We start from the raw sequence: 19,523 nt of genomic DNA, 5'->3' as shown, positions 1-19,523 counted from the left end.
TATAGGAATGAAAAGGGATCATCATGTCTATGCAGCAATCGATTTGAAATCTTTTTATGCATCAGTTGAGTGTCAAGAACGCGGGTTAGATCCTTTGAAAACGCATTTAGTCGTTGCGGATTCAAGTCGAACAGAAAAAACAATCTGCTTAGCGGTTTCCCCTTCTTTAAAGAAATACGGAATAGCGGGGAGAGCTAGATTGTTTGAAGTCGTACAAAAAGTAAAAGAAATCAATAAACAAAGATGGAAACAAATAGGCAGACAGCCGTTTACCGGTGTGTCCTATGATGAAGAAGAGTTGTTTGAAAATCCAAATTTAGAGCTTTCCTATATAACGGCTCTGCCAAGAATGTCGTTTTATATAGATTACAGTGCCAGAATTTACCAAGTCTATTTAAAATATCTGTCTCCACAGGATATTCATGTGTATTCTATTGATGAGGTTTTTATCGATATTACCAGCTATTTAAAAAGCAGTCAAATGACCGCAAGAGAGTTTATCAAAAGGATTATTATCGATATATTTGAAACCACAGGAATTACCGCCACTGCGGGGATCGGAACAAACCTTTATTTATGTAAGGTGGCGATGGATATCGTGGCGAAGCATGTCAGACCGGACGAAGATGGAGTCAGGATTGCCCAATTAGATGAATCAAGATATCGTCAATATTTATGGTGTCATCGACCTTTAAGAGATTTTTGGCGAGTAGGCAGAGGATATACCAAAAGATTGGAAAAATTGGGATTATATACGATGGGAGACATTGCGAGATGTTCACTTCATAATGAAGACTTGCTTTATGATGAATTTGGCATCAATGCCGAATTATTGATCGATCATGCATGGGGATATGAATCTTGTTCTATGAAAGATATTAAAGCATACCAGCCCGAAAATCAAAGTATCGGCAGCGGTCAGGTATTGAGTGATCCTTATGATTTTGAAAAAGGCAGACTGGTTGTTATAGAGATGTTGGATCAATTAGCCCTTGATTTAGTAGATAAAAATCTTGTTACAGATCAAATTATATTAACAGTCGGATATGATAAGGGGAACCTGTCTAATAAGAAAGTTCGATATCACGGGGAGATTACAACCGATTATTATGGACGTAAGATTCCCAAACATGCTCATCAGGGAATCAACTTAGGAATATTGACCTCTTCTTCAACATTAATAATTGAAAAAGTTCTTAGGGTTTATGATAAGATTGTGGACAGAAACTTGTATATTAGAAGAATCAATATTACAGCCAATCACGTTAAAAGTGAAAGTATGATAATCAATCAGACCAAAATGGAGCAAATGAATCTGTTTGCAGATTATGAGACAATTGATAAAGAGCGAAAAAAGCAAAAAGAAGAACTGGAAAAAGATAAAAGAATACAGCAAGCAACACTGACAATAAAGAAAAAATATGGCAAGAATGCAGTTTTAAAAGTAATGGATCTTGAAGAAGGGGCAACGGCAATTATTCGTAATGGAACAATTGGCGGACATAAAGCATAGGTAAAAGAAAATGAAAAAAGGTAATGAGGATTATCGAGATATTATCAATATGCCACGACATATTTCTAAAAAACATCCGCAAATGTCAAAACAAGACCGGGCCGTTCAGTTTGCTCCCTTTGCCGCATTGACAGGACATAAAGAACGTATTTTAGAGACAGAGCGATTAACAGTGCCAAAGAAAGAGCTTGATGAAAATCAAAAAGAAATCATAAATAATACACTTCAAGAAGTAATAAATAGACACTATCCTTTGATCCAAATGACTTATTTTATTAAGGATAAGAAAAAAGCAGGTGGCTGCTACATCAGTGATATAATTCAGGTTAAGAAGATCGATTACTATGAAAATAAACTGGTGTTAATGAATGGAGATAAGCTGCCGATAGAAGATATATATACGATTGAAATCGTAGAAAAACAGGAACATAAATCAATATAGAGAATTAAAATATCAAGATATGGAATTAAACTAGTTATTATGAAGGTATTTTATTAGTTAAATTTAAGCCAAATATCTCAGCCGGACTGTATTTATTAAATATATGACATTGATAAACTTAAAAATCTTGCCTATTTCCCAATATAATCGATAGGGAATAATGAGTTATTTGAGTGAATATATTGATGTTTGTACGACTATGAAAAAGAGGTGTTTTAAAAGAGGTAAATCAATCATAACTCGTGATATTAATTTCATGCGTATCTCCATATGTTAAATAAAAGAACTAGGAATCTTTTCCTAGTTCTTTTATTTCAATCATAATACATTGCTTCATAAAATTTTATTTTGAAAAGGGCATGCAATTTTACATTCACATTTTAATGGCATCGTTATTCATATTGTCATTATTATATATCTATTTTTCCCCAGTCTATATTTGTTATCTCTTTTTTTAGAAATTGAAAGAGTTTCTTTTTACTCTTATGGAATACTGCATAATATTTTATCTTAGCCGCTTCATCTGTAATGGGAATATTAATCCGATTGTTTGAATCATGACACATTAAGGTAATGTTTGTTCTGAAATGTGGCAATGCTGAGGATCTGACAATTTCATTAAAAACAGTTTCATCATTTTGAATTAAAAGATGAGAATCAGGTATATAAGTTAAGCATATTTCATTCCAAAATCCGATTCTGGATAAAAGCAATATACTCTCACCATTCAGATCATCAAATGATACTTTATCAAATAAAGCGAGCGGATGTGCCGGTGGAAGGGATAGATAAAGATCTTCTTCAAAAAGTTCTATTGACTGATAATCTTTATGAGAATAGGGATAATTGAGAACGATAATGGTATACTTTTCATCTCTCAACCCATCTATAAGATAAGAATCCTTATGGTCAATCTCTTCTTCAATCTTCAAATCCGGATATTTTTCTTTTAATAGATGTTTTAAAGCCCATATCGGTGCAGGAGCTAAAGAACCAATTGAGATGGTACTTGTTGCTTTGTTGAAGGCGATGAGCTCACTCTTCATAGCCGTGCTCATTTCCAATATCTTCTTTGCACGTTGATAGGCAAGTTGTCCGTTGTCGTTTAAAATAATTTTATTTTTTGTACGATCAAACAGTTCAACTTCTAACTCTTCTTCCAATTTTTTTAAAGACCGTGTCAAGGCAGGCTGTGATATAAGAAGGACTTCGGCAGCCTTTGAGATTGTTCCTTGTTCGACAATAGTAACAAAGTAAAGCAATTGACTAAGTTCAAACATATAAGGTTTCCTCCTTTCACTATGCATTTTAATTATAGCACAATGTTTTATTGATATTGTACTTTTTTAGTAAATACAAATAAAATGAAAGTGTAAAAAGGAGGGAGCATATGGAATATATTGAACTTAACAATGGTGTATGTTTACCCATGTTGGGATACGGAACACTGCATATCCTACCAAAGGATACAAAAAGATGTATTCTTGATGCCCTTCAATGCGGATATCGCCTAATTGATACGGCAGCTAGTTATTTCAATGAAAAACAAATAGGGGAAGCCATTCGAGAGTCTGGTTTTTCAAGGAATGAAATCTATATTACTTCAAAGGTTTGGGTGCAGGATGCCGGCTATGAAAATACGCTGAAAGCATTTCAAACAAGTCTTGATAATTTGCAGATCGATTACCTTGATCTTTATTTAATTCATCAGCCATATAATGACTATTATGGATCTTGGCGGGCGTTAGAAAAACTTTATCAGGATGGAAAAGTTAAAGGGATAGGAGTATGTAATTTTTCTAAGGAAAGATTTGTTGATCTTTATCTAAACTCGAAGATTCATCCTATGATCAATCAAATTGAGGTACATCCGTTTTATCAGCAGGAGGAAACAGTGACATTGATGAAACATTATCATTGTCAGACACAGGCTTGGGGTCCCCTTAATGAGGGGCAAAGGGAAATCTTTGATAATCCAGTTCTAAAAGCAATATCACAGAAGCATCAAAAGTCTATTTCACAGGTTATTTTACGATGGCATCTTCAAAAGGGCGTTATAACGATTCCTAAAACCAGTCATCAGGAAAGAATGAAAGAAAACATTGATATTTTTGACTTTATATTAGATCAGGATGATCTTAATGAAATTAGGCGATTAGATATTGGGCATAGTGAGATTATTGACCATCAGTGTTACACCACAGCAAAGTGGTTGAATAAGTATAAAATACATGGTCCATTTGATTGAGAAATTTAAAAATAAGGAGGAAAAAGATGAAGAAAAGACAATTAGGTAAAACGGGGATCTATGTAAATATGATTGGTCTTGGGTGTATGGGATTTTCTCATGCCTATGGAATGGCAGAAGACAAAGATACAGCCATAAAGGTTATTAGAAAAGCTTATGATCTAGGATATGATTTCTTTGATACGGCAGAATGCTATACTGGGGAAAATGCGGATGGTACCATTTCTTACAATGAAGAACTAGTAGGAAGTGCCTTAAAAGAGGTTCGTAATAAGGTTGTTATAGCGACGAAGTTTGGAGTAACACATAAAGGAGATTATTTAGAATTTGATAGCTCCCCAAAAACAATAAGAAGAGCATTAGAGAACAGTTTAAAAAAGCTTCAAACAGATTATATTGATTTATATTATCAGCATAGAATCGATCCTAAGATTGAACCGGAAGTTGTTGCTGGGGTAATGAAAGAACTAATCAAAGAAGGAAAAATAAAAGCATGGGGTATCTCTGAAGTAAATGAAGACTATTTAAGAAGAGCTCATGCGGTTTGTCCGGTATCGGCTATTCAAAATCGCTATTCAATGATGGCAAGATGGCATGAACATTTATTTCCAGTATGTGAGGAATTGGGTATCACATATGTTGCTTTCTCACCTATGGCAAATGGATTATTGACAGGTAAATTTACTCCTGAATCTAAATTTGAAAAAGGCGATTTTAGAAATAAAATGCCCCAATATCAAGAAGAAGGATATAAAAAAGCACAAGGTTTATTGAACTTATTAAATAACTTGGCAAATCAGAAGAACTGTACAATGGCACAACTGTCAATGGCTTGGATGATCTGTAAGAAAGATTTCATTATTCCAATTCCCGGCAGCAGAAAAGAAAGTCGTTTGACAGAGAATTTTAATTCAGGAAATATTGAAATGACAGCAGAAGAAATTCGAATAATCGATGATCATTTAGACACGATGGATTTTGCGGTATTTGGCGGACATTAATAAAAGAAAAGGAGAACAGAACAATGGATTACTTTACACTAAACAATGACACAACGATTCCGGCAGTGGGATTTGGAGTCTTTATGATTCCTAATGACGGACCAACATATAATGCAACATTAGCGGCATTAAAAGCGGGCTATCGCCATATTGATACGGCAGCAGGCTATATGAATGAAAGCGATGTAGGAAAAGCAATTAAGGACAGTGGTATACCAAGAGATGAAATCTTTATTACTTCAAAATTATGGCTGCAAGATTACGGTTATGAGAACGCAAAAAAAGGAATCGAAAATTCTTTGGCACTATTAGGGGTGAATTATATTGATCTTTATTTACTGCATCAGCCATATGGTGATTATTTAGGGGCATGGAAAGCCTTAGAAGAAGCGGTCGAAGCAGGAAAAATAAAATCAATCGGAATTTCAAATATCACAGTTAATCTATGGAATAAATTTAAGGATGGCATGACTTTAATGCCTGTAGTAAATCAGGTAGAGTTTAATCCTTTTACTCAGCAAAAAGAGTTAAGAGAAGTGATGAATGAACATCATATTCGTTTAGAAGCATGGTATCCACTAGGACATGGAAACAAGAATTTATTAGAAAATGAAACAATCATCTCTCTGGCAAATAAATACAACAAAAATGCAGGTCAAATTATTTTAAGATGGATTTATCAAGAAGGAGTTATTTCACTTCCAAAATCAACAAATCCAGTAAGAATGAAGGGGAATATAGATATATTTGATTTCGAATTAAGCGAGGAAGAAATGACAGCTATTCAAGCCTTAGATACAGGAAAAGGAACACATAATCCGGAAGACCCGGCAAATGAAACACGTTTAATGGGATTGAAAATTCATGACTAAAGGAGGAAAAAATATGGAATATATCCTATTGAACAATGGGGTGAGCATGCCAAAACTAGGCTTTGGAACGATCAATCAATTTGGTGAACAAATTATCGATAATGTGAGTTATGCTTTAAATAATGGGTATTTACTTATTGATACTGCTAATCGTTACGGAAATGAAGTTGAAGTTGGAAAAGGGATCATAAAATCTGGAATTAAACGAGAAGATATATTCTTAGAAACAAAGCTAGGACCAACTTTATATGAAAACGATCAGGCAATTGACGATACGTTAAAACGTTTGAATGTTGATTATATAGATTTAATGCTTCTTCATCATCCGGTAAACAATTACATTTATGCTTATCGAATGCTGGAAAAAGCTTATAAAGATGGGAAATTAAAAGCGATTGGACTATCTAATTTCCCAATCGATAAGGTTCAGGAAATATTAGACAACTGTGAAATTGTACCAGCTGTCATGCAAGTGGAATGTCACCCCTATTATCCGGCAGAAGCAGTGAAAGCGTTCTTAGAAGAACATCATATTGCTTTGCAGTCTTGGTATCCGTTAGGACATGGCAATACTGACATGCTGAATGATCCAGTATTTATGGAATTAGGAAATAAGTATCATAAATCTACAGTACAAATTATTTTAAGATGGCATACACAGATGGGATTTGGATTAGTTCCGGGAAGTACTTCACTAGAACATATTCAAGAGAATGCGGATATCTTTGACTTTGCTTTAACTAAGGAAGAGATGAAAATAATTGAACGAGTCAGCAAACATCAGCCTTTCTACATCGTTACAAAGGAGTCACTAGAAAGATTAGCAAAAACTAAGTGTAATTTTGAAAATTAAAAAATTCCTCTATAACAATGCATTTAGGCATGAAATAAATACATTGAGCAGAATAAATATTATAGGAAATAGTAGTCAGATACATCATCATTTCAGGAGGAAAAAGATATGATATTTTACTTTAGTGCAACAGGGAACTGCTTACATATCAGTCAGCAGTTAGACAGCCATAGTCAAAGTATCCCTCAGGTTTTAAAAACAGAAGATTTAGAGTTTGAAGATGAAACCATTGGAATCGTTACACCGGTCTATGCTGGGAAGATGCCCCATATTGTTAGAAGATTTATAGAAAAAGCAACCTTTAAAACGAATTATTTCTATATTATTTCAACTTATGGGATGAATGATAGTGTTGCTAGTGAGTGGGCTAGCCAATTTTGTAAGGAGCAGGGAATAAAGGTAAACTATGCCAATACATTACAAATGGTTGACAACTACCTCCCTTCATTTGATGTCAATGAGCAAAAAGCAATGGATAAGAAGATACCAGAGCAGCTATCAATGATTAAAGAAGATTTGAATCAGCGTAAAAATTTTATTAAGCAACCGACAGAAGACGGACGAGAAAAATATGATTTAGTCAAGGCTAGATTTACGGAATATCCGGAAATTAATAATGGAGAACAAATTAAAATTACTGATAAATGCAGTGGCTGTGGTATATGCGTGCGTGTTTGTCCGATTGGCAATATTAAGATTATTGGTGGGAAAGCAGTAAAGATCAACAAAACCTGTGAATTCTGTTTGGCATGTGCCAATAACTGCCCGTCAAAAGCAATCATAATGTCAATAAGTGATAAAAATCCAAATGCCAGATACCGCAATGAGCATGTCAGCCTGCAAGATATTATTAAAGCAAATGAACAGTAAGGAGAAAATAAATGGAATATATAACATTAAATAATGGTGTGAAAATGCCAAAAGCAGGATTTGGAGTATTCCAAATCAAAGATAAAGAGGAATGTGTCAGAGTGGTACTAGACGCTATCGATGCCGGATATCGTTTAATTGATACAGCTCAATCATATGGAAACGAAGAGGCAGTAGGAGAAGCGATCATAAAAACAACTGTTGCCAGAGAAGAATTATTTATCACAACAAAAGTTTGGATTTCTAATTATGGATATGATCAAGCCAAAGCTTCTGTTGAAGAATCTTTAAATAAAATGCAATTAGAGTATATTGATTTAGTCTTACTGCATCAACCTTTTAAAGATTATCATGGGGCATATCGTGCTTTAATAGATTTATATAAAGAAGGAAAAATTAAAGCTATTGGTGTATCTAATTTTTATCCTGATCGTTTAGTTGATTTGGCATTAGATAGTGAAGTTGTGCCGGCAGTCAATCAAGTGGAAGTGAATCCTTTTCATCAACAGGATACAGCTTTAGAATATAACCGTAAATATGGAGTACAATTAGAAGCATGGGCTCCATTTGCAGAAGGTAAAAATGGAATTTTTACAAATGAAACACTAGCAGAAATTGGAAATAAATACGGTAAGTCAATCGGACAGGTTATTTTAAGATGGTTAATTCAAAGAGGGATTGTGCCTTTGGCTAAAACCGTAAGAAAAGAAAGAATGCTGGAAAATATCAATATCTTTGATTTTGAATTAAGCCAAGAGGATATGCAAACCATAGCGTCATTGAATAAAGATACAAGTTCGTTCTTCTCACACTATGATCCGGCAACCGTTGAAATGATTTGCGGTTTAAAAAGATAATTAAAGAATATAAATCTAAACAAAAGAGGCAAAGTCAATGGAAAAAGAAGTATTAGAAGTATCTCAGGCTTTTTGGAAAGCTATGGAAAACGCTGATGAAAAAGGAATGCGTTTATATGCGGATCAAAAATGCCAGTTTGTTCATATTGGAATTAGTTGTGATTTAGATAAAGAAATAGAATTTTATACAAGCGGTTCTTTTAAGCCAACAAAGATTACATTTCATGATCAGAAAGTTAATCTCTTTAATAATAACACAGCTGTTGTTTTGACAGACTGCAATTATACATTATTGATAAATGGAGAAGAAACAACGCATCATTTTATGGTGACTGAAGTTTATGTGTATAAGAAAGAGTGGAAGCTGATACAGTTTACATTTACAGCACTTGTCTATTAATCTTATACATTTATTAAACAGATATCTAAAAAGTATCTGTTTTTTTATAGATAGCTTCATATATTCTTTTATAAGTGAATGGACTAATTCAATTTGTTTTATGATAGAATAGATAAAAAGGAGATAACGATGAAACTATTATTTAAGCAAAGGTTTTTTTCATGGCTCGATAGCTATGATATATACGATGAGAATCAAGAAGTTTTATATACGGTTCAAGGGAAGTTAAGTTGGGGGCATTGCCTTCATATTCATAATCAACAAGATGAAAATATAGGGACCATCAAAGAAGAAGTTCTGACTTTTTTACCTAAATTTAATATGTATGTTCATGACCAATATATTGGGCGTATTTATAAAGAATTCTCATTTTTCAAGCCAGTCTTTCGTCTTGACTGTAATGATTGGCAGGTAAACGGTGACTTGTGGCAATGGGATTATCAGATTATAGATGCACATTCACAGTTGATTGCTACCATTTCAAAGGAAGTATTTCATCTGACTGATACTTATGTGATAGAGGTAACAGAACCTCAAAATGCCTTGTATGTTTTAATGATCGTGTTGGCAATAGATGCGGAAAAGTGCTCACGCCGCAATTAACAAGCAGGATATTATTTTTAAAATTAAATCTTATATGTGAGAAACTACGGTGTTTTCTTTAAAACAAATCAGGTGACGATATTTTATGAAAGTAGAGGACTGTATTGAGTAAATTTAGATGTCTTTGCTAAACGCTGACCTTGATTTAAAAAGCTATAGAAAACAGATAAAAAGGATTATGACTATATTAAAATAACAGGACTTACCAAATAAGTGCTGTTTTTATTTGAAATCACCTATTCTCTTTAAAATATGTTACACTGGTATCATGATAATACATAAAAAATATTGAAGAGAGGGTAAATATGAAAACAGAATTTATAAACTTAACTCCGGAAAATCTTGCTAGTGAACATTTAAGCTGTATCATCCGTACCAAAATAGCCCATCCCGGTATTGAAGCAAAGCGTTTATGGCTTGCGGATCGATTAAAAGAAGGGCATGTCTTTAGGAAATTAAATGAAAAAGCAACGGTCTTTATCGAGTATGCTCCTTGTGAAACGGCATGGGTACCAATCATCGGTGACAACTATTATTATCTGTATTGTTTATGGGTGGATAGTGCACATAAAGGAAAAGGATATGCAACATCTTTGATGGAATACTGTATTGCGGATGCAAAAGAACAGGGAAAATCGGGAATCTGTATGTTAGGCGCAAAGAAACAAAAAGGCTGGCTTTCTGATCAATCGTTTGCAAAGAAATTTGGTTTTGAAGTAGTGGATACGACGGAAAACGGATATGAACTGCTTGCCCTTTCTTTTGATGGAACGATGCCAAAATTCGCATCAAATGCTAAACGTATGGAAATCGAAAACAAAGAACTGACCATTTATTTTGATAGACAGTGTCCGTTTATAGATCAGTATATTCAAAGGATTAAAAATTATTGTGAATCAAATGAAGTACCGGTTAATTGGATTCATGTTGATACCTTGGAAAAAGCGAAAGCATTACCTTGTGTGTTTAATAATTGGGCAGTCTTTTATAATGGTGAATTTAAGACTGTCAACTTAATCGATGCTGCTTATATAAAAAGAATCCTAAAAAAATGAATAGCATAGAGGAGAGGATACATGGAGATTCGCTATATAACATCGACAGATAATAAAATGACAATAAGCAAAATATATGCCGAAAGTTGGAAATATGCCTATAAGGGAATGATTCCCCAAGCCTATTTAGATTCTATTTCAGAGGAACAGTGGGTAGCTAATTTAGGGAATTCTGATAGAAAAACCATCATTTGCATTGATAACGGTATAATAGTGGGGACAAGCAGTTTTAGTGCTTCCCGCTTAGAGCGGTTTGCGGGTTGGGGTGAAATTATTTCAATCTACCTGCTCCCCGATTATATGGGAAAAGGGTATGGAAAGAAGCTGATTGAATATGCTGTATCTGAGTTAAAAAAACTGGGATACAATGATATCTTCTTATGGGTGCTTGAAGAAAATATCAGAGCAAAAAAGTTTTATGAAAAAGTCGGATTTATCCCAACGCATGATTATTTCAACGATCATATCGGAGGGAAAGAAGTGAAGGAAATCCGATATATTTATAAAGAGAATGAAAATAAAAGGCATGGGATTTAAGAAGCGTTTTTGGTTAAAATAAAAATCAGCTAGTTATAAGCTAGCTGATTTTACTTTATTCAATTGGAATATAACGTTTTTCTTCCACTTGTTTGATCGTTTCTTTAGGAATTGAAATTTTTAATTCACCATTGTCAAAGGACGCTTTAATATCTTCTTCTTTGATATTATCGCCTACATAGAAATTACGTGTGCAGCTGCCACTATAGCGTTCACGTCGAATGACATGTCCATCTTCGTCTTTTTCTTCGTTATTGATATCTTTTGATGCATTGATAATTAAATAACCATCTTTCAATTCCATTTGAATATCTTCTTTCTTGTATCCAGGAAGTTCCATATTCAATAAATAATTTCCATCTTTTTCAACGATATCCGTACGCATATGTTCAGTCGAAACGCTTTGGAATGGATCGTGGAATAAATCATCAAACAAAGAATCAATTGCAGGTAGGAATTTCATAAAACATCGCCTCTTTCTTTCATAACTTTCATCAAAAATGATTCTCAGTAATCACGCTGGGAAATGAAATATACTACCTCGTTAGGGATCCTCCCTAACTACACTTTTATTATATCACTATTTTTAGCACTGTCAATACGCGAGTGCTAAAAATAGTGAATAATGCACATATAAACAATATTCATGTTTTATACTTATGAAAATAAAATCAAAAAATGAAATTTATTTTTAATTCAAGGCATTTATCTGTATGATTTAAAAGTAAGTTAGCATTAGATACTATATCATTTTAATAAAGATTATCTCGACTCCTACACGCAAGCGTGTGTAAACGTAGAAGCTTATAGCTTAGAGATAAAAAAAGAGTAGTAATCATCAATTTTATCGATTATGAAGAAATGTGTTGAAACATGATGATGATATAGGCATTATGCTATTTAAAAGACAGTAAACGAAGTTGAGTGATGTAGACGTGAACCTGTAAAAAATTAACTACAAGAAAGAAAAAAGGAGAAAGTCATGAAACATAGAGGAATCGTTACAAGTTATAAAGGGATGGTATCATCTGCACATACATTGATATCCGCTTCAGGGTTGAAGGTGCTGAATCAGGGTGGAAATGCGATGGATGCCTGTATTGCGATGGCGTTGACAAGTGGAGTAGTGCTGCCGGATATGTGCGGATTAGGCGGCGATGCTTTCATGCTTTATTATGATGCCAAAACAAAAAAGATCACAGCCATCAATGGATCAGGCGGGGCACCGAAAGGGGCAACGTTAGATTATTTTAAAAGTCATGGTTATGAACGCGTTCCGGGAGATGGAATGCTGTCCGTATCGATACCGGGAGCAGTAGATGTTTACTTTGAATCATTAAAAAGATATGGGACGATGAGTTTTGCACAAGTCAGTCAAGATGCTGTTGATCTTGCGGAAAATGGGGTGCCGGTATCTGAAAAAGTTGTAAGACATATGCATACGGATTATGAGAAAATGTGCAAATTCAAGAATTTGAGTCAAATCTATTTACATGATCTACAACCATATTCGTTTGGCGATCTTGTTTATAATAAAGATTATGCAAATAGTATTCGCTATTTACAAAAACATGGAAGAGATGGCTTTTATAAAGGCGAATTAGCAGATAAAATAGTAGCATATTCAAAGAAGAACGGCGGACTTTTTGAAAAGGAAGATTTCAGCGATTATCATTGTGAAATCTTAGACCCGATTTCTGTTGATTACAGGGGGTATTGTGTCTATCAGACGCCGCCGGTTTCACAAGGAATCATTCATCTGGAAGAATTGGCTATTTTAAATCAACTGGATATAGCACAATATGAGCCAGATAGTGCAGAAGCGATTCATCTTATGGTGGAAGCAAAAAAGATTGCTTTCCATGATCGTATGAAATATTTCGGTGACCCTGATTTTGTGAAAAACCCGATTGAACAATTATTGAGTGATGACTATACACGTCAACTAGCATCAACCATTAAAATGGATAGCTGTTTAAATGAATCAGATATCTTTGAACCGGATCTAGGACATACGACAAGCATGATTGCGATTGATAAAGAGGGAAATGCAGTGTCCTTTATCCATAGTATTTCTGCCACTTGGGGTTCAGGAGAAATTGTTGACGGGACAGGAATTCTATTAAATAATCGTGCCGGAACCGGATTTAATCTGATTGAAGGACATCCGAATGTGATTGCACCGGGAAAAAAGACCATGCATACCTTGAATACATATTTAATTACAGATCAATTTAATAATTTAAGATATATTGGGAATACTCCGGGAGGAGATAACCAGCCTCAGTGGAACATGCAGGTCGTATGTAATCTGTTAGATTTTGGTCTGGATGTACAAAGCTCACTCGAACATGGGAAATGGGCAGATATGCATACTATTCATAGTGATGGATCTGTTTCTCATATTTTAAAAATTGAATCTCAGGTAGGTGAAGAAGTATTAAAGCGTCTTCAGGAAATGGGACATGAACTGCAAATTATAGAACCGTTTACTTGTTCGGGAGCTTCTCAAATTATAGAAGTACGTGAGAATGGATTAAGATTAGGCGGCAGCGATCCTCGTGCAGACGGAGCGGCAATGCCGGAAGTATAATGGAAATGGAGATATAGATATGAAAGAATTTTGGCAATTATATTTAATTTTTGCTCGTATAGGAAGTATTACTTTTGGAGGCGGATATGCAATGCTGCCTATTCTTCAAAGAGAGCTGGTCGAAAATAGACAGTGGGTAACCGATGAAGAATTAATGGATTATTTTGCAATCGGACAATGTACACCGGGAATTATCGCCTTAAATGTTTCAACCTTTATTGGTAATAAGCGTAAAGGGGTACTGGGCGGCATTATCGCCACCTTGGGCTTTATTACTATCCCTATTATTTTAATTATAATCATTGCGCTTTTTCTAAATAACTTTTCTGAATATGCCATTGTGAAAAATGCATTTGCAGGGATTCGTGTATGCGTATGTGTCTTGATTTTAAATGCAGTGGAACGCTTGTGGAAAAAATCCATCATCAGTAAGACAACTTTCTTGTTGTTTGGTGTGATTTTTCTGCTGACTATTTTTACAGAAATTCCATTATATTTGTTAGTGATATCTTCGGCTGTTGCCGGAATTGTCATTAACGCATTAGAAAGGAGCCATGCATAATGATTCTTCTACAATTATTTATAGAATTCTTTAAAGTGGGATTGTTTTCTATTGGCGGTGGTTTAGCGACCTTGCCGTTTCTTTATCATTTATCTGATACAATGCAATGGTTTACACATGCAGACATTGTCAATATGATCGCCATTGCCGAGTCCACACCGGGAGCAATCGGAATCAATATGTCCACCTATGCAGGTTTTACAACGGCAGGACTACCCGGAGCGGTTCTTGCTTCTATCGGACTGGCAGCCCCTTCAGTGATCATTATATTAGTGATTGCTAATCTGCTGAAGAAATTTAAAGATAACGCCTATGTGCAAAGTGCCTTTTTAGGATTGCGACCCGCTTCTTTAGCGATGATCGCCGCCGCCGGAATCAGTGTCGTTAAAGTGTCTTTAGTAAATATTCCTATTTTTGAACAAACCGGGCAATTACTTGATTTATTTGTTTTGCCAAGTATTCTTTTAGCCATAGTCCTTTATATTTTATCTAAGAAAACAAAATGGAATCCAATCATCTTAATTGCTTTGAGTGCAGTAGCAGGGATTGTGTTTCAATTTGCCGGTGCTTAATATTTTTGCTAAATATAATTTAAGATATACGCAGAATATAGAAAGATATGGAAAATTCCATATCTTTTTTCATATAGTTTTTCACTATAGGAACATATGTTATATAGGTATTTGTTATTTTATAAATGCTTATATAAAATAAAAGTATCGATTGGTATCGTTCTCATAAGATAAAACAAATTAAATCAACTAAGAAACATACCGCATTTTAAATGTGTGTGATTATTATAAAGGTTATCAGAGAGACAGCATACTGTAAAGATAAGTCAATGATGATAAGGAGATTGTAAATATGAGCAATATATTAGTGGTTGTAGGAAGTGGCGTAAGAAATGGGAATACCGATCAATTAACAGATTCATTTATTAAAGGGGCAGTGGAGGCCGGAAATAAAGTTGAAAAAGTAAATTTATCTGGGTATTTAGAAGGGTGTAAAGGCTGCGGTGCCTGTCAGATCAATCATCATCAATGTGTGATAAAAGATACTATGCAGGACATCTATCCGTTATTTGAAAAAGCCGAAATAATTGTTTTAGCTTCGCCGCTTTATTTTTGGAGTATCTCCGGTCGCTTAAAGAGTTTTATCGACCGGTTATATGCCATGTCTGCGAATGATGAATACGCCCATAAAGATACAGTATTATTAATGACAAGTGGAAGTAATGGTTTTTATGCATTTGAACAGGCAGTCTCATTTTACAGATTTTTTTAAATGCTCTTGGTTGGAGTGATAAAGGGATGGTTCTTGCGAAAGGCTGTAAAGGAGAACCGGGCAAGCGATTCATCAATGAGGCTTATCTGCAAGAAGCCTATACAATGGGAAAAACATTAGATATAAAAGATACAGTTTTAAAATAATAGTTCGGTATCTTTTTATTATGGTTATCCTTAGTATGCTTGAAAAACATAGGTTTATATTTGATATAGGTATTTGATATTTGAATAGCTCTATTCTAGAATAAAAGATAAGAAAGGGGGCTTATTATGAACCCACTATCAAAAGAAAATATAAAATGCAATTTGAAAGATGCTGGATGTGAAAATCAAACGATAGAAACATTTTTGGAATACAGAAAAAATGAAAGCCTTCAAAAACAGATATTATTTTTAAAATGTCAAAGATGCGGACTGTTAGAAGAATTACATCAGGTTCAAAAAAAGATAGATTGTCTTGATTATTTAATTTATATGTTGAAACAGGAGGATGAACATAATGAAAAATAAAAAAGTATATATCATTTCAACGAGTCTTCGTAAAAGTGGTAATTCAGATGTGTTGGCAGACTATTTTATGAAGGGGGCACTTGAAGCGGGACACGATGTTGAAAAAGTTTCTTTAGCCGATCGTGAAATTCATTTTTGTAAAGGCTGCCTTGTTTGTCAGCAAAAGAAACCATGTGTGATTCAAGATGATGCCGATCAAATCATTAACAAGATCAAAGAAGCAGATATTGTGGTATTTGCTACACCGGTATATTTTTATGAGATGAGCGGACAGATGAAAACTTTACTGGATCGTACAAATCCATTATTTGCAGACGACTATCAATTTAGAGATATTTATTTATTGGCAACTTGTGCAGATCAAAATGAAAAGTCAATAGATCATCTCATCGACGGAATCGGTGGCTGGATTGAATGCTTTGAAAAATCACAGCTTAAAGGTGTTGTCAAAGGAGTTGGCATTGATCACTATGGCGATGTTAAAGAGCATATATCTATTTTAGAGGAAGCCTATGCAATGGGAAAAAAAAGTTAAGAAGGTGAATAATGATTGAAACTAAAAAATATCATTATTTTGTTACTCGCAGCTCTCTTAATTATGGGGTGTCAACAAACATCACAGGAAAATCAAGCGCCTATACAAGAGAGAAAGAAAATAAATGAGACAGCAGATCAGGATATTGCGAGAAATTTGGAAGAGGACATATTCAATGCCATGAAATTAACGATTAACGGACAGGAATTTGAGATTGCAGTATATCAAAATGAAACAGTACAAAACTTGATGGACAAATTTCCACTCACATTGCAGATGGACGATCTTAACGGTAATGAAAAATATCATGATCTTAATTTTAATCTGCCAGCAAAAAGTGAATCCGTTCATTACATTCAAGCAGGAGATATCATGCTTTTTGGCAGTAACTGTTTAGTTTTGTTTTACGATAGTTTTGCGACATCGTATTCTTATACTAAAATTGGGCATGTGACAAACGCAGATGAATTAGCAAATGTAGTCGGGAATGGTCGTATAGAAATAAAATTTGAAGTGAGTAAATAGGAGGAATTTAGAATGAAATTAATAAAACAACAATATTTAAGCGGTGAAAGAGCCCTTTTTCAAAGTGAGGGCATGCGAATTGAAGATTCCATTTTTGCAGATGGAGAATCTCCATTAAAAGAAAGCAAAAATTTGGAAATCGATCAGAGTGTGTTTAAGTGGAAATATCCTTTATGGTATTGCCAGAATGTGCAAATGAGCAACTCGGCTTTATTAGAAACCGCACGTTCAGGAATTTGGTATACGCATCATATGCATATTAAAGACAGCATTATTGAAGCACCCAAAACATTCAGACGCAGCAGTGATATCACATTAGAAAATGTAGATATGCCTATAGCGGAACAAACATTCTGGAACTGTCAGGATATCCAATTGAATAAAGTAAGGGTTAGAGGAGATTATTTTGCGATGAACAGTGACGGTATTACGGCAGACTATTTGAATTTAACCGGAAATTATTGCTTCGACGGAGCAAGTAATATTGTAGTGCGTCACTCCAAATTACTTTCAAAGGATGCCTTTTGGAACTGTGAAAATGTGACAGTCTATGATTCTACAATCATCGGCGAATATTTAGGGTGGAACTCCAAAAATATAACGTTTATCAACTGTACGATTGAGAGTCTTCAAGGATTATGCTATATGGATAATGTGAAACTGGTAAACTGTAAACTGATAAATACTTCTTTGGCTTTTGAGTATTGCTCAAATATTGAAGCAGAGATTACGACACATGTAGACAGCATTAAAAATCCGATTTCCGGAGTTATTCACGTACAAAGTGCCGGTGAGATTATTTTAGATGAAACGAAGATTACACCTGAAAATACAAAAATTATTATTGAAAATACAAAGTCAGAAACTGTAAGTCAGCTTGAGTCTGTTCATTGTTAGAAAAGAGGTAGTGAATAAAAGAAGAATAAGCATTAGGAATGGACGTAAAAAAGATAGGTCAATGTTAAAGAAAAAGGGGTGAACGAAAATGTATGATTTTTCAAAATTAACCAATCGATTGAAAACCGGATCATTAAAATGGGATGTTCAAGAAGATGAACTGCCGATGTGGGTAGCAGATATGGACTTTGAAGCTGCACCGGAAATTATAGAGGCTTTAGAAAAAAGAGTGGCACATAAAGTGTTTGGATATAATATAGTACCGGATGAATACTATGAAAGTATTCAAAAATGGTGGGAGACACGTCATCACTATTCGATTCAAAAAGAATGGATGATGTTTTGTACCGGAGTCGTTCCTGCCCTATCATCGATTGTTAGAAAGATGACAACTGTAGGAGAAAACGTTTTAATTCAATCTCCGGTATATAATATTTTTTATAATTCTATTTTAAATAATGGGCGTCATGTTTTATCAAATGATTTAGTTTACAGTAATGGCACCTATCATATTGATTATGAGGATTTAGAAAATAAATTAGCCATGCCGCAAACGACGTTAATGATCTTGTGCAATCCACATAATCCGATTGGAAAGATATGGCAAAAAGAGGAATTAAAACGGATTGGAGACTTGGCGGCAAAATATCATGTCATTGTTGTTTCGGATGAAATTCATTGTGATATTGTAGCACCTGATCAGGAATATATTCCTTTTGCAAGTGTTTCAAAAACAAATCTTCAAAACAGTATTACTTGCATTGCACCAACAAAAGCATTTAATTTAGCGGGATTGCAGACATCGTGTATTGTTGTCCCTAATGAAGTGCTTCGTCATAAAGTAAACCGTGGCATCAATACAGATGAAGTAGCTGAACCAAACAGTTTTGCAGTGGCGGCTTCTATTGCGGCGTTTGAAAAGGGTGGAAATTGGTTAGATGAACTAAGAGTCTATATTCAACACAATAAGCAAAAAACGATGACATATATAAAAACGTATGTGAGCGACCTTTATGTGGTGCCCAGTGATGCTACTTATTTATTGTGGATAGATTGTTCAAAGATTTGTGCAAATAGTGTCGAGTTAGTACAGTTTATCAGAGAAGAGACAGGGTTATATGTATCTGATGGATTTGAATATGGTGAAAACGGAAAAAGTTTTATTCGTATGAATGTAGCTTGTCCGTCAGAACGTTTAGAAGATGGATTAGAACGATTAAAGACAGGAATTGAAAGATATAAGTTGAGAAATATTAAATAAAATGGATAAAGAAAATATATAGCTAAAAAGACTGCGTAAAGGGGGCTACGGATAAAACAGTATCAATCAACAAATTGAAATAAGGTAGCTGCCATATAGGGTG

The 19,523-nt window shown here is 34.4% G+C and carries 23 protein-coding genes; 21 read left to right on the top strand and 2 right to left on the bottom strand.

Annotation, left to right across the window (positions count from 1 at the left end):
- The first annotated feature begins 7 nt into the window (after positions 1 to 7).
- The gene (locus BN1225_RS10775) at positions 8 to 1,513 is read left to right on the top strand and encodes a Y-family DNA polymerase (RefSeq protein ID WP_041139832.1); all 1,506 of its coding nucleotides are present in this window, start codon (positions 8 to 10) and stop codon (positions 1,511 to 1,513) included.
- Between the two features lie 10 nt (positions 1,514 to 1,523).
- Positions 1,524 to 1,955, top strand: coding sequence for a YolD-like family protein (locus BN1225_RS10770; RefSeq protein ID WP_041139831.1), 432 nt, complete (start codon positions 1,524 to 1,526; stop codon positions 1,953 to 1,955).
- A gap of 410 nt (positions 1,956 to 2,365) precedes the next feature.
- Here BN1225_RS10770 and BN1225_RS10765 read toward each other — a convergent pair whose 3' ends face one another.
- A complete protein-coding gene (locus BN1225_RS10765) occupies positions 2,366 to 3,235 on the bottom strand; it encodes a LysR family transcriptional regulator (RefSeq protein ID WP_052466585.1) in 870 nt (289 codons plus the stop codon).
- Between the two features lie 110 nt (positions 3,236 to 3,345).
- On the opposite strand from BN1225_RS10765, the gene BN1225_RS10760 reads away from it, so the two are divergent.
- The 10 genes from BN1225_RS10760 to BN1225_RS10715 all read left to right on the top strand — a co-directional run bounded on the left by BN1225_RS10760 (position 3,346) and on the right by BN1225_RS10715 (position 11,251).
- A complete protein-coding gene (locus tag BN1225_RS10760) occupies positions 3,346 to 4,203 on the top strand; it encodes an aldo/keto reductase (RefSeq protein WP_041139830.1) in 858 nt (285 codons plus the stop codon).
- 26 nt (positions 4,204 to 4,229) lie between these two features.
- The gene (locus tag BN1225_RS10755; RefSeq protein ID WP_041139829.1) at positions 4,230 to 5,204 is read left to right on the top strand and encodes an aldo/keto reductase; all 975 of its coding nucleotides are present in this window, start codon (positions 4,230 to 4,232) and stop codon (positions 5,202 to 5,204) included.
- Between the two features lie 23 nt (positions 5,205 to 5,227).
- A complete protein-coding gene (locus BN1225_RS10750) occupies positions 5,228 to 6,076 on the top strand; it encodes an aldo/keto reductase (protein ID WP_041139828.1) in 849 nt (282 codons plus the stop codon).
- Between the two features lie 13 nt (positions 6,077 to 6,089).
- Positions 6,090 to 6,929, top strand: a complete 840-nt coding sequence (locus BN1225_RS10745) for an aldo/keto reductase (RefSeq protein WP_041139827.1) — start codon at positions 6,090 to 6,092, stop codon at positions 6,927 to 6,929.
- A 108-nt stretch (positions 6,930 to 7,037) separates the two neighbouring features.
- Positions 7,038 to 7,799 (top strand): EFR1 family ferrodoxin, encoded by a 762-nt coding sequence (locus tag BN1225_RS10740; RefSeq protein ID WP_041139826.1) that lies wholly within the window; start codon positions 7,038 to 7,040, stop codon positions 7,797 to 7,799.
- Positions 7,800 to 7,810: 11 nt separating this feature from the next.
- A complete protein-coding gene (locus tag BN1225_RS10735) occupies positions 7,811 to 8,656 on the top strand; it encodes an aldo/keto reductase (RefSeq protein ID WP_041139825.1) in 846 nt (281 codons plus the stop codon).
- Between the two features lie 37 nt (positions 8,657 to 8,693).
- Positions 8,694 to 9,056 (top strand): DUF4440 domain-containing protein, encoded by a 363-nt coding sequence (locus tag BN1225_RS10730; RefSeq protein ID WP_041139824.1) that lies wholly within the window; start codon positions 8,694 to 8,696, stop codon positions 9,054 to 9,056.
- A gap of 129 nt (positions 9,057 to 9,185) precedes the next feature.
- The gene (locus BN1225_RS10725) at positions 9,186 to 9,659 is read left to right on the top strand and encodes an LURP-one-related/scramblase family protein (protein ID WP_041139823.1); all 474 of its coding nucleotides are present in this window, start codon (positions 9,186 to 9,188) and stop codon (positions 9,657 to 9,659) included.
- 305 nt (positions 9,660 to 9,964) lie between these two features.
- The gene (locus BN1225_RS10720; RefSeq protein WP_041139822.1) at positions 9,965 to 10,714 is read left to right on the top strand and encodes a GNAT family N-acetyltransferase; all 750 of its coding nucleotides are present in this window, start codon (positions 9,965 to 9,967) and stop codon (positions 10,712 to 10,714) included.
- A gap of 21 nt (positions 10,715 to 10,735) precedes the next feature.
- A complete protein-coding gene (locus BN1225_RS10715; protein ID WP_041139821.1) occupies positions 10,736 to 11,251 on the top strand; it encodes a GNAT family N-acetyltransferase in 516 nt (171 codons plus the stop codon).
- A 55-nt stretch (positions 11,252 to 11,306) separates the two neighbouring features.
- Here BN1225_RS10715 and BN1225_RS10710 read toward each other — a convergent pair whose 3' ends face one another.
- Entirely contained in the window at positions 11,307 to 11,714 is a 408-nt protein-coding gene (locus BN1225_RS10710; RefSeq protein ID WP_041139820.1) for an Hsp20/alpha crystallin family protein, read from the bottom strand.
- Positions 11,715 to 12,233: 519 nt separating this feature from the next.
- On the opposite strand from BN1225_RS10710, the gene ggt reads away from it, so the two are divergent.
- The 9 genes from ggt to BN1225_RS10665 all read left to right on the top strand — a co-directional run bounded on the left by ggt (position 12,234) and on the right by BN1225_RS10665 (position 19,420).
- Complete coding sequence (gene ggt / locus BN1225_RS10705; RefSeq protein ID WP_041139819.1) at positions 12,234 to 13,844, top strand: gamma-glutamyltransferase; 1,611 nt, start codon at positions 12,234 to 12,236, stop codon at positions 13,842 to 13,844.
- A gap of 19 nt (positions 13,845 to 13,863) precedes the next feature.
- Positions 13,864 to 14,406 (top strand): chromate transporter, encoded by a 543-nt coding sequence (locus tag BN1225_RS10700; RefSeq protein WP_041139818.1) that lies wholly within the window; start codon positions 13,864 to 13,866, stop codon positions 14,404 to 14,406.
- The gene (locus tag BN1225_RS10695; RefSeq protein WP_041139817.1) at positions 14,406 to 14,978 is read left to right on the top strand and encodes a chromate transporter; all 573 of its coding nucleotides are present in this window, start codon (positions 14,406 to 14,408) and stop codon (positions 14,976 to 14,978) included. The genes BN1225_RS10700 and BN1225_RS10695 overlap by 1 nt, the downstream gene beginning before the upstream one ends.
- A gap of 292 nt (positions 14,979 to 15,270) precedes the next feature.
- Positions 15,271 to 15,690: a flavodoxin family protein gene (locus tag BN1225_RS10690; protein WP_052466582.1), complete on the top strand. Its 420-nt coding sequence runs from the start codon at positions 15,271 to 15,273 to the stop codon at positions 15,688 to 15,690.
- Positions 15,691 to 15,962: 272 nt separating this feature from the next.
- Positions 15,963 to 16,202, top strand: coding sequence for a hypothetical protein (locus BN1225_RS10685; protein ID WP_041139816.1), 240 nt, complete (start codon positions 15,963 to 15,965; stop codon positions 16,200 to 16,202).
- Entirely contained in the window at positions 16,192 to 16,737 is a 546-nt protein-coding gene (locus BN1225_RS10680) for a flavodoxin family protein (RefSeq protein ID WP_041139815.1), read from the top strand. The genes BN1225_RS10685 and BN1225_RS10680 overlap by 11 nt, the downstream gene beginning before the upstream one ends.
- Before the next feature lie 15 nt (positions 16,738 to 16,752).
- Complete coding sequence (locus BN1225_RS10675; RefSeq protein ID WP_242857710.1) at positions 16,753 to 17,262, top strand: cyclophilin-like fold protein; 510 nt, start codon at positions 16,753 to 16,755, stop codon at positions 17,260 to 17,262.
- Between the two features lie 12 nt (positions 17,263 to 17,274).
- Positions 17,275 to 18,159, top strand: coding sequence for a DUF3737 family protein (locus BN1225_RS10670; RefSeq protein ID WP_041139814.1), 885 nt, complete (start codon positions 17,275 to 17,277; stop codon positions 18,157 to 18,159).
- Positions 18,160 to 18,247: 88 nt separating this feature from the next.
- Entirely contained in the window at positions 18,248 to 19,420 is a 1,173-nt protein-coding gene (locus BN1225_RS10665) for a MalY/PatB family protein (protein WP_041139813.1), read from the top strand.
- Positions 19,421 to 19,523: the final 103 nt, after the last annotated feature.

The organism is Beduini massiliensis (genome assembly GCF_000829905.1).
Classification (GTDB): Bacteria; Bacillota_I; Bacilli_A; order Erysipelotrichales; family Coprobacillaceae; genus Beduini; species Beduini massiliensis.
This window is presented reverse-complemented; position numbering and strand designations above follow the sequence as displayed.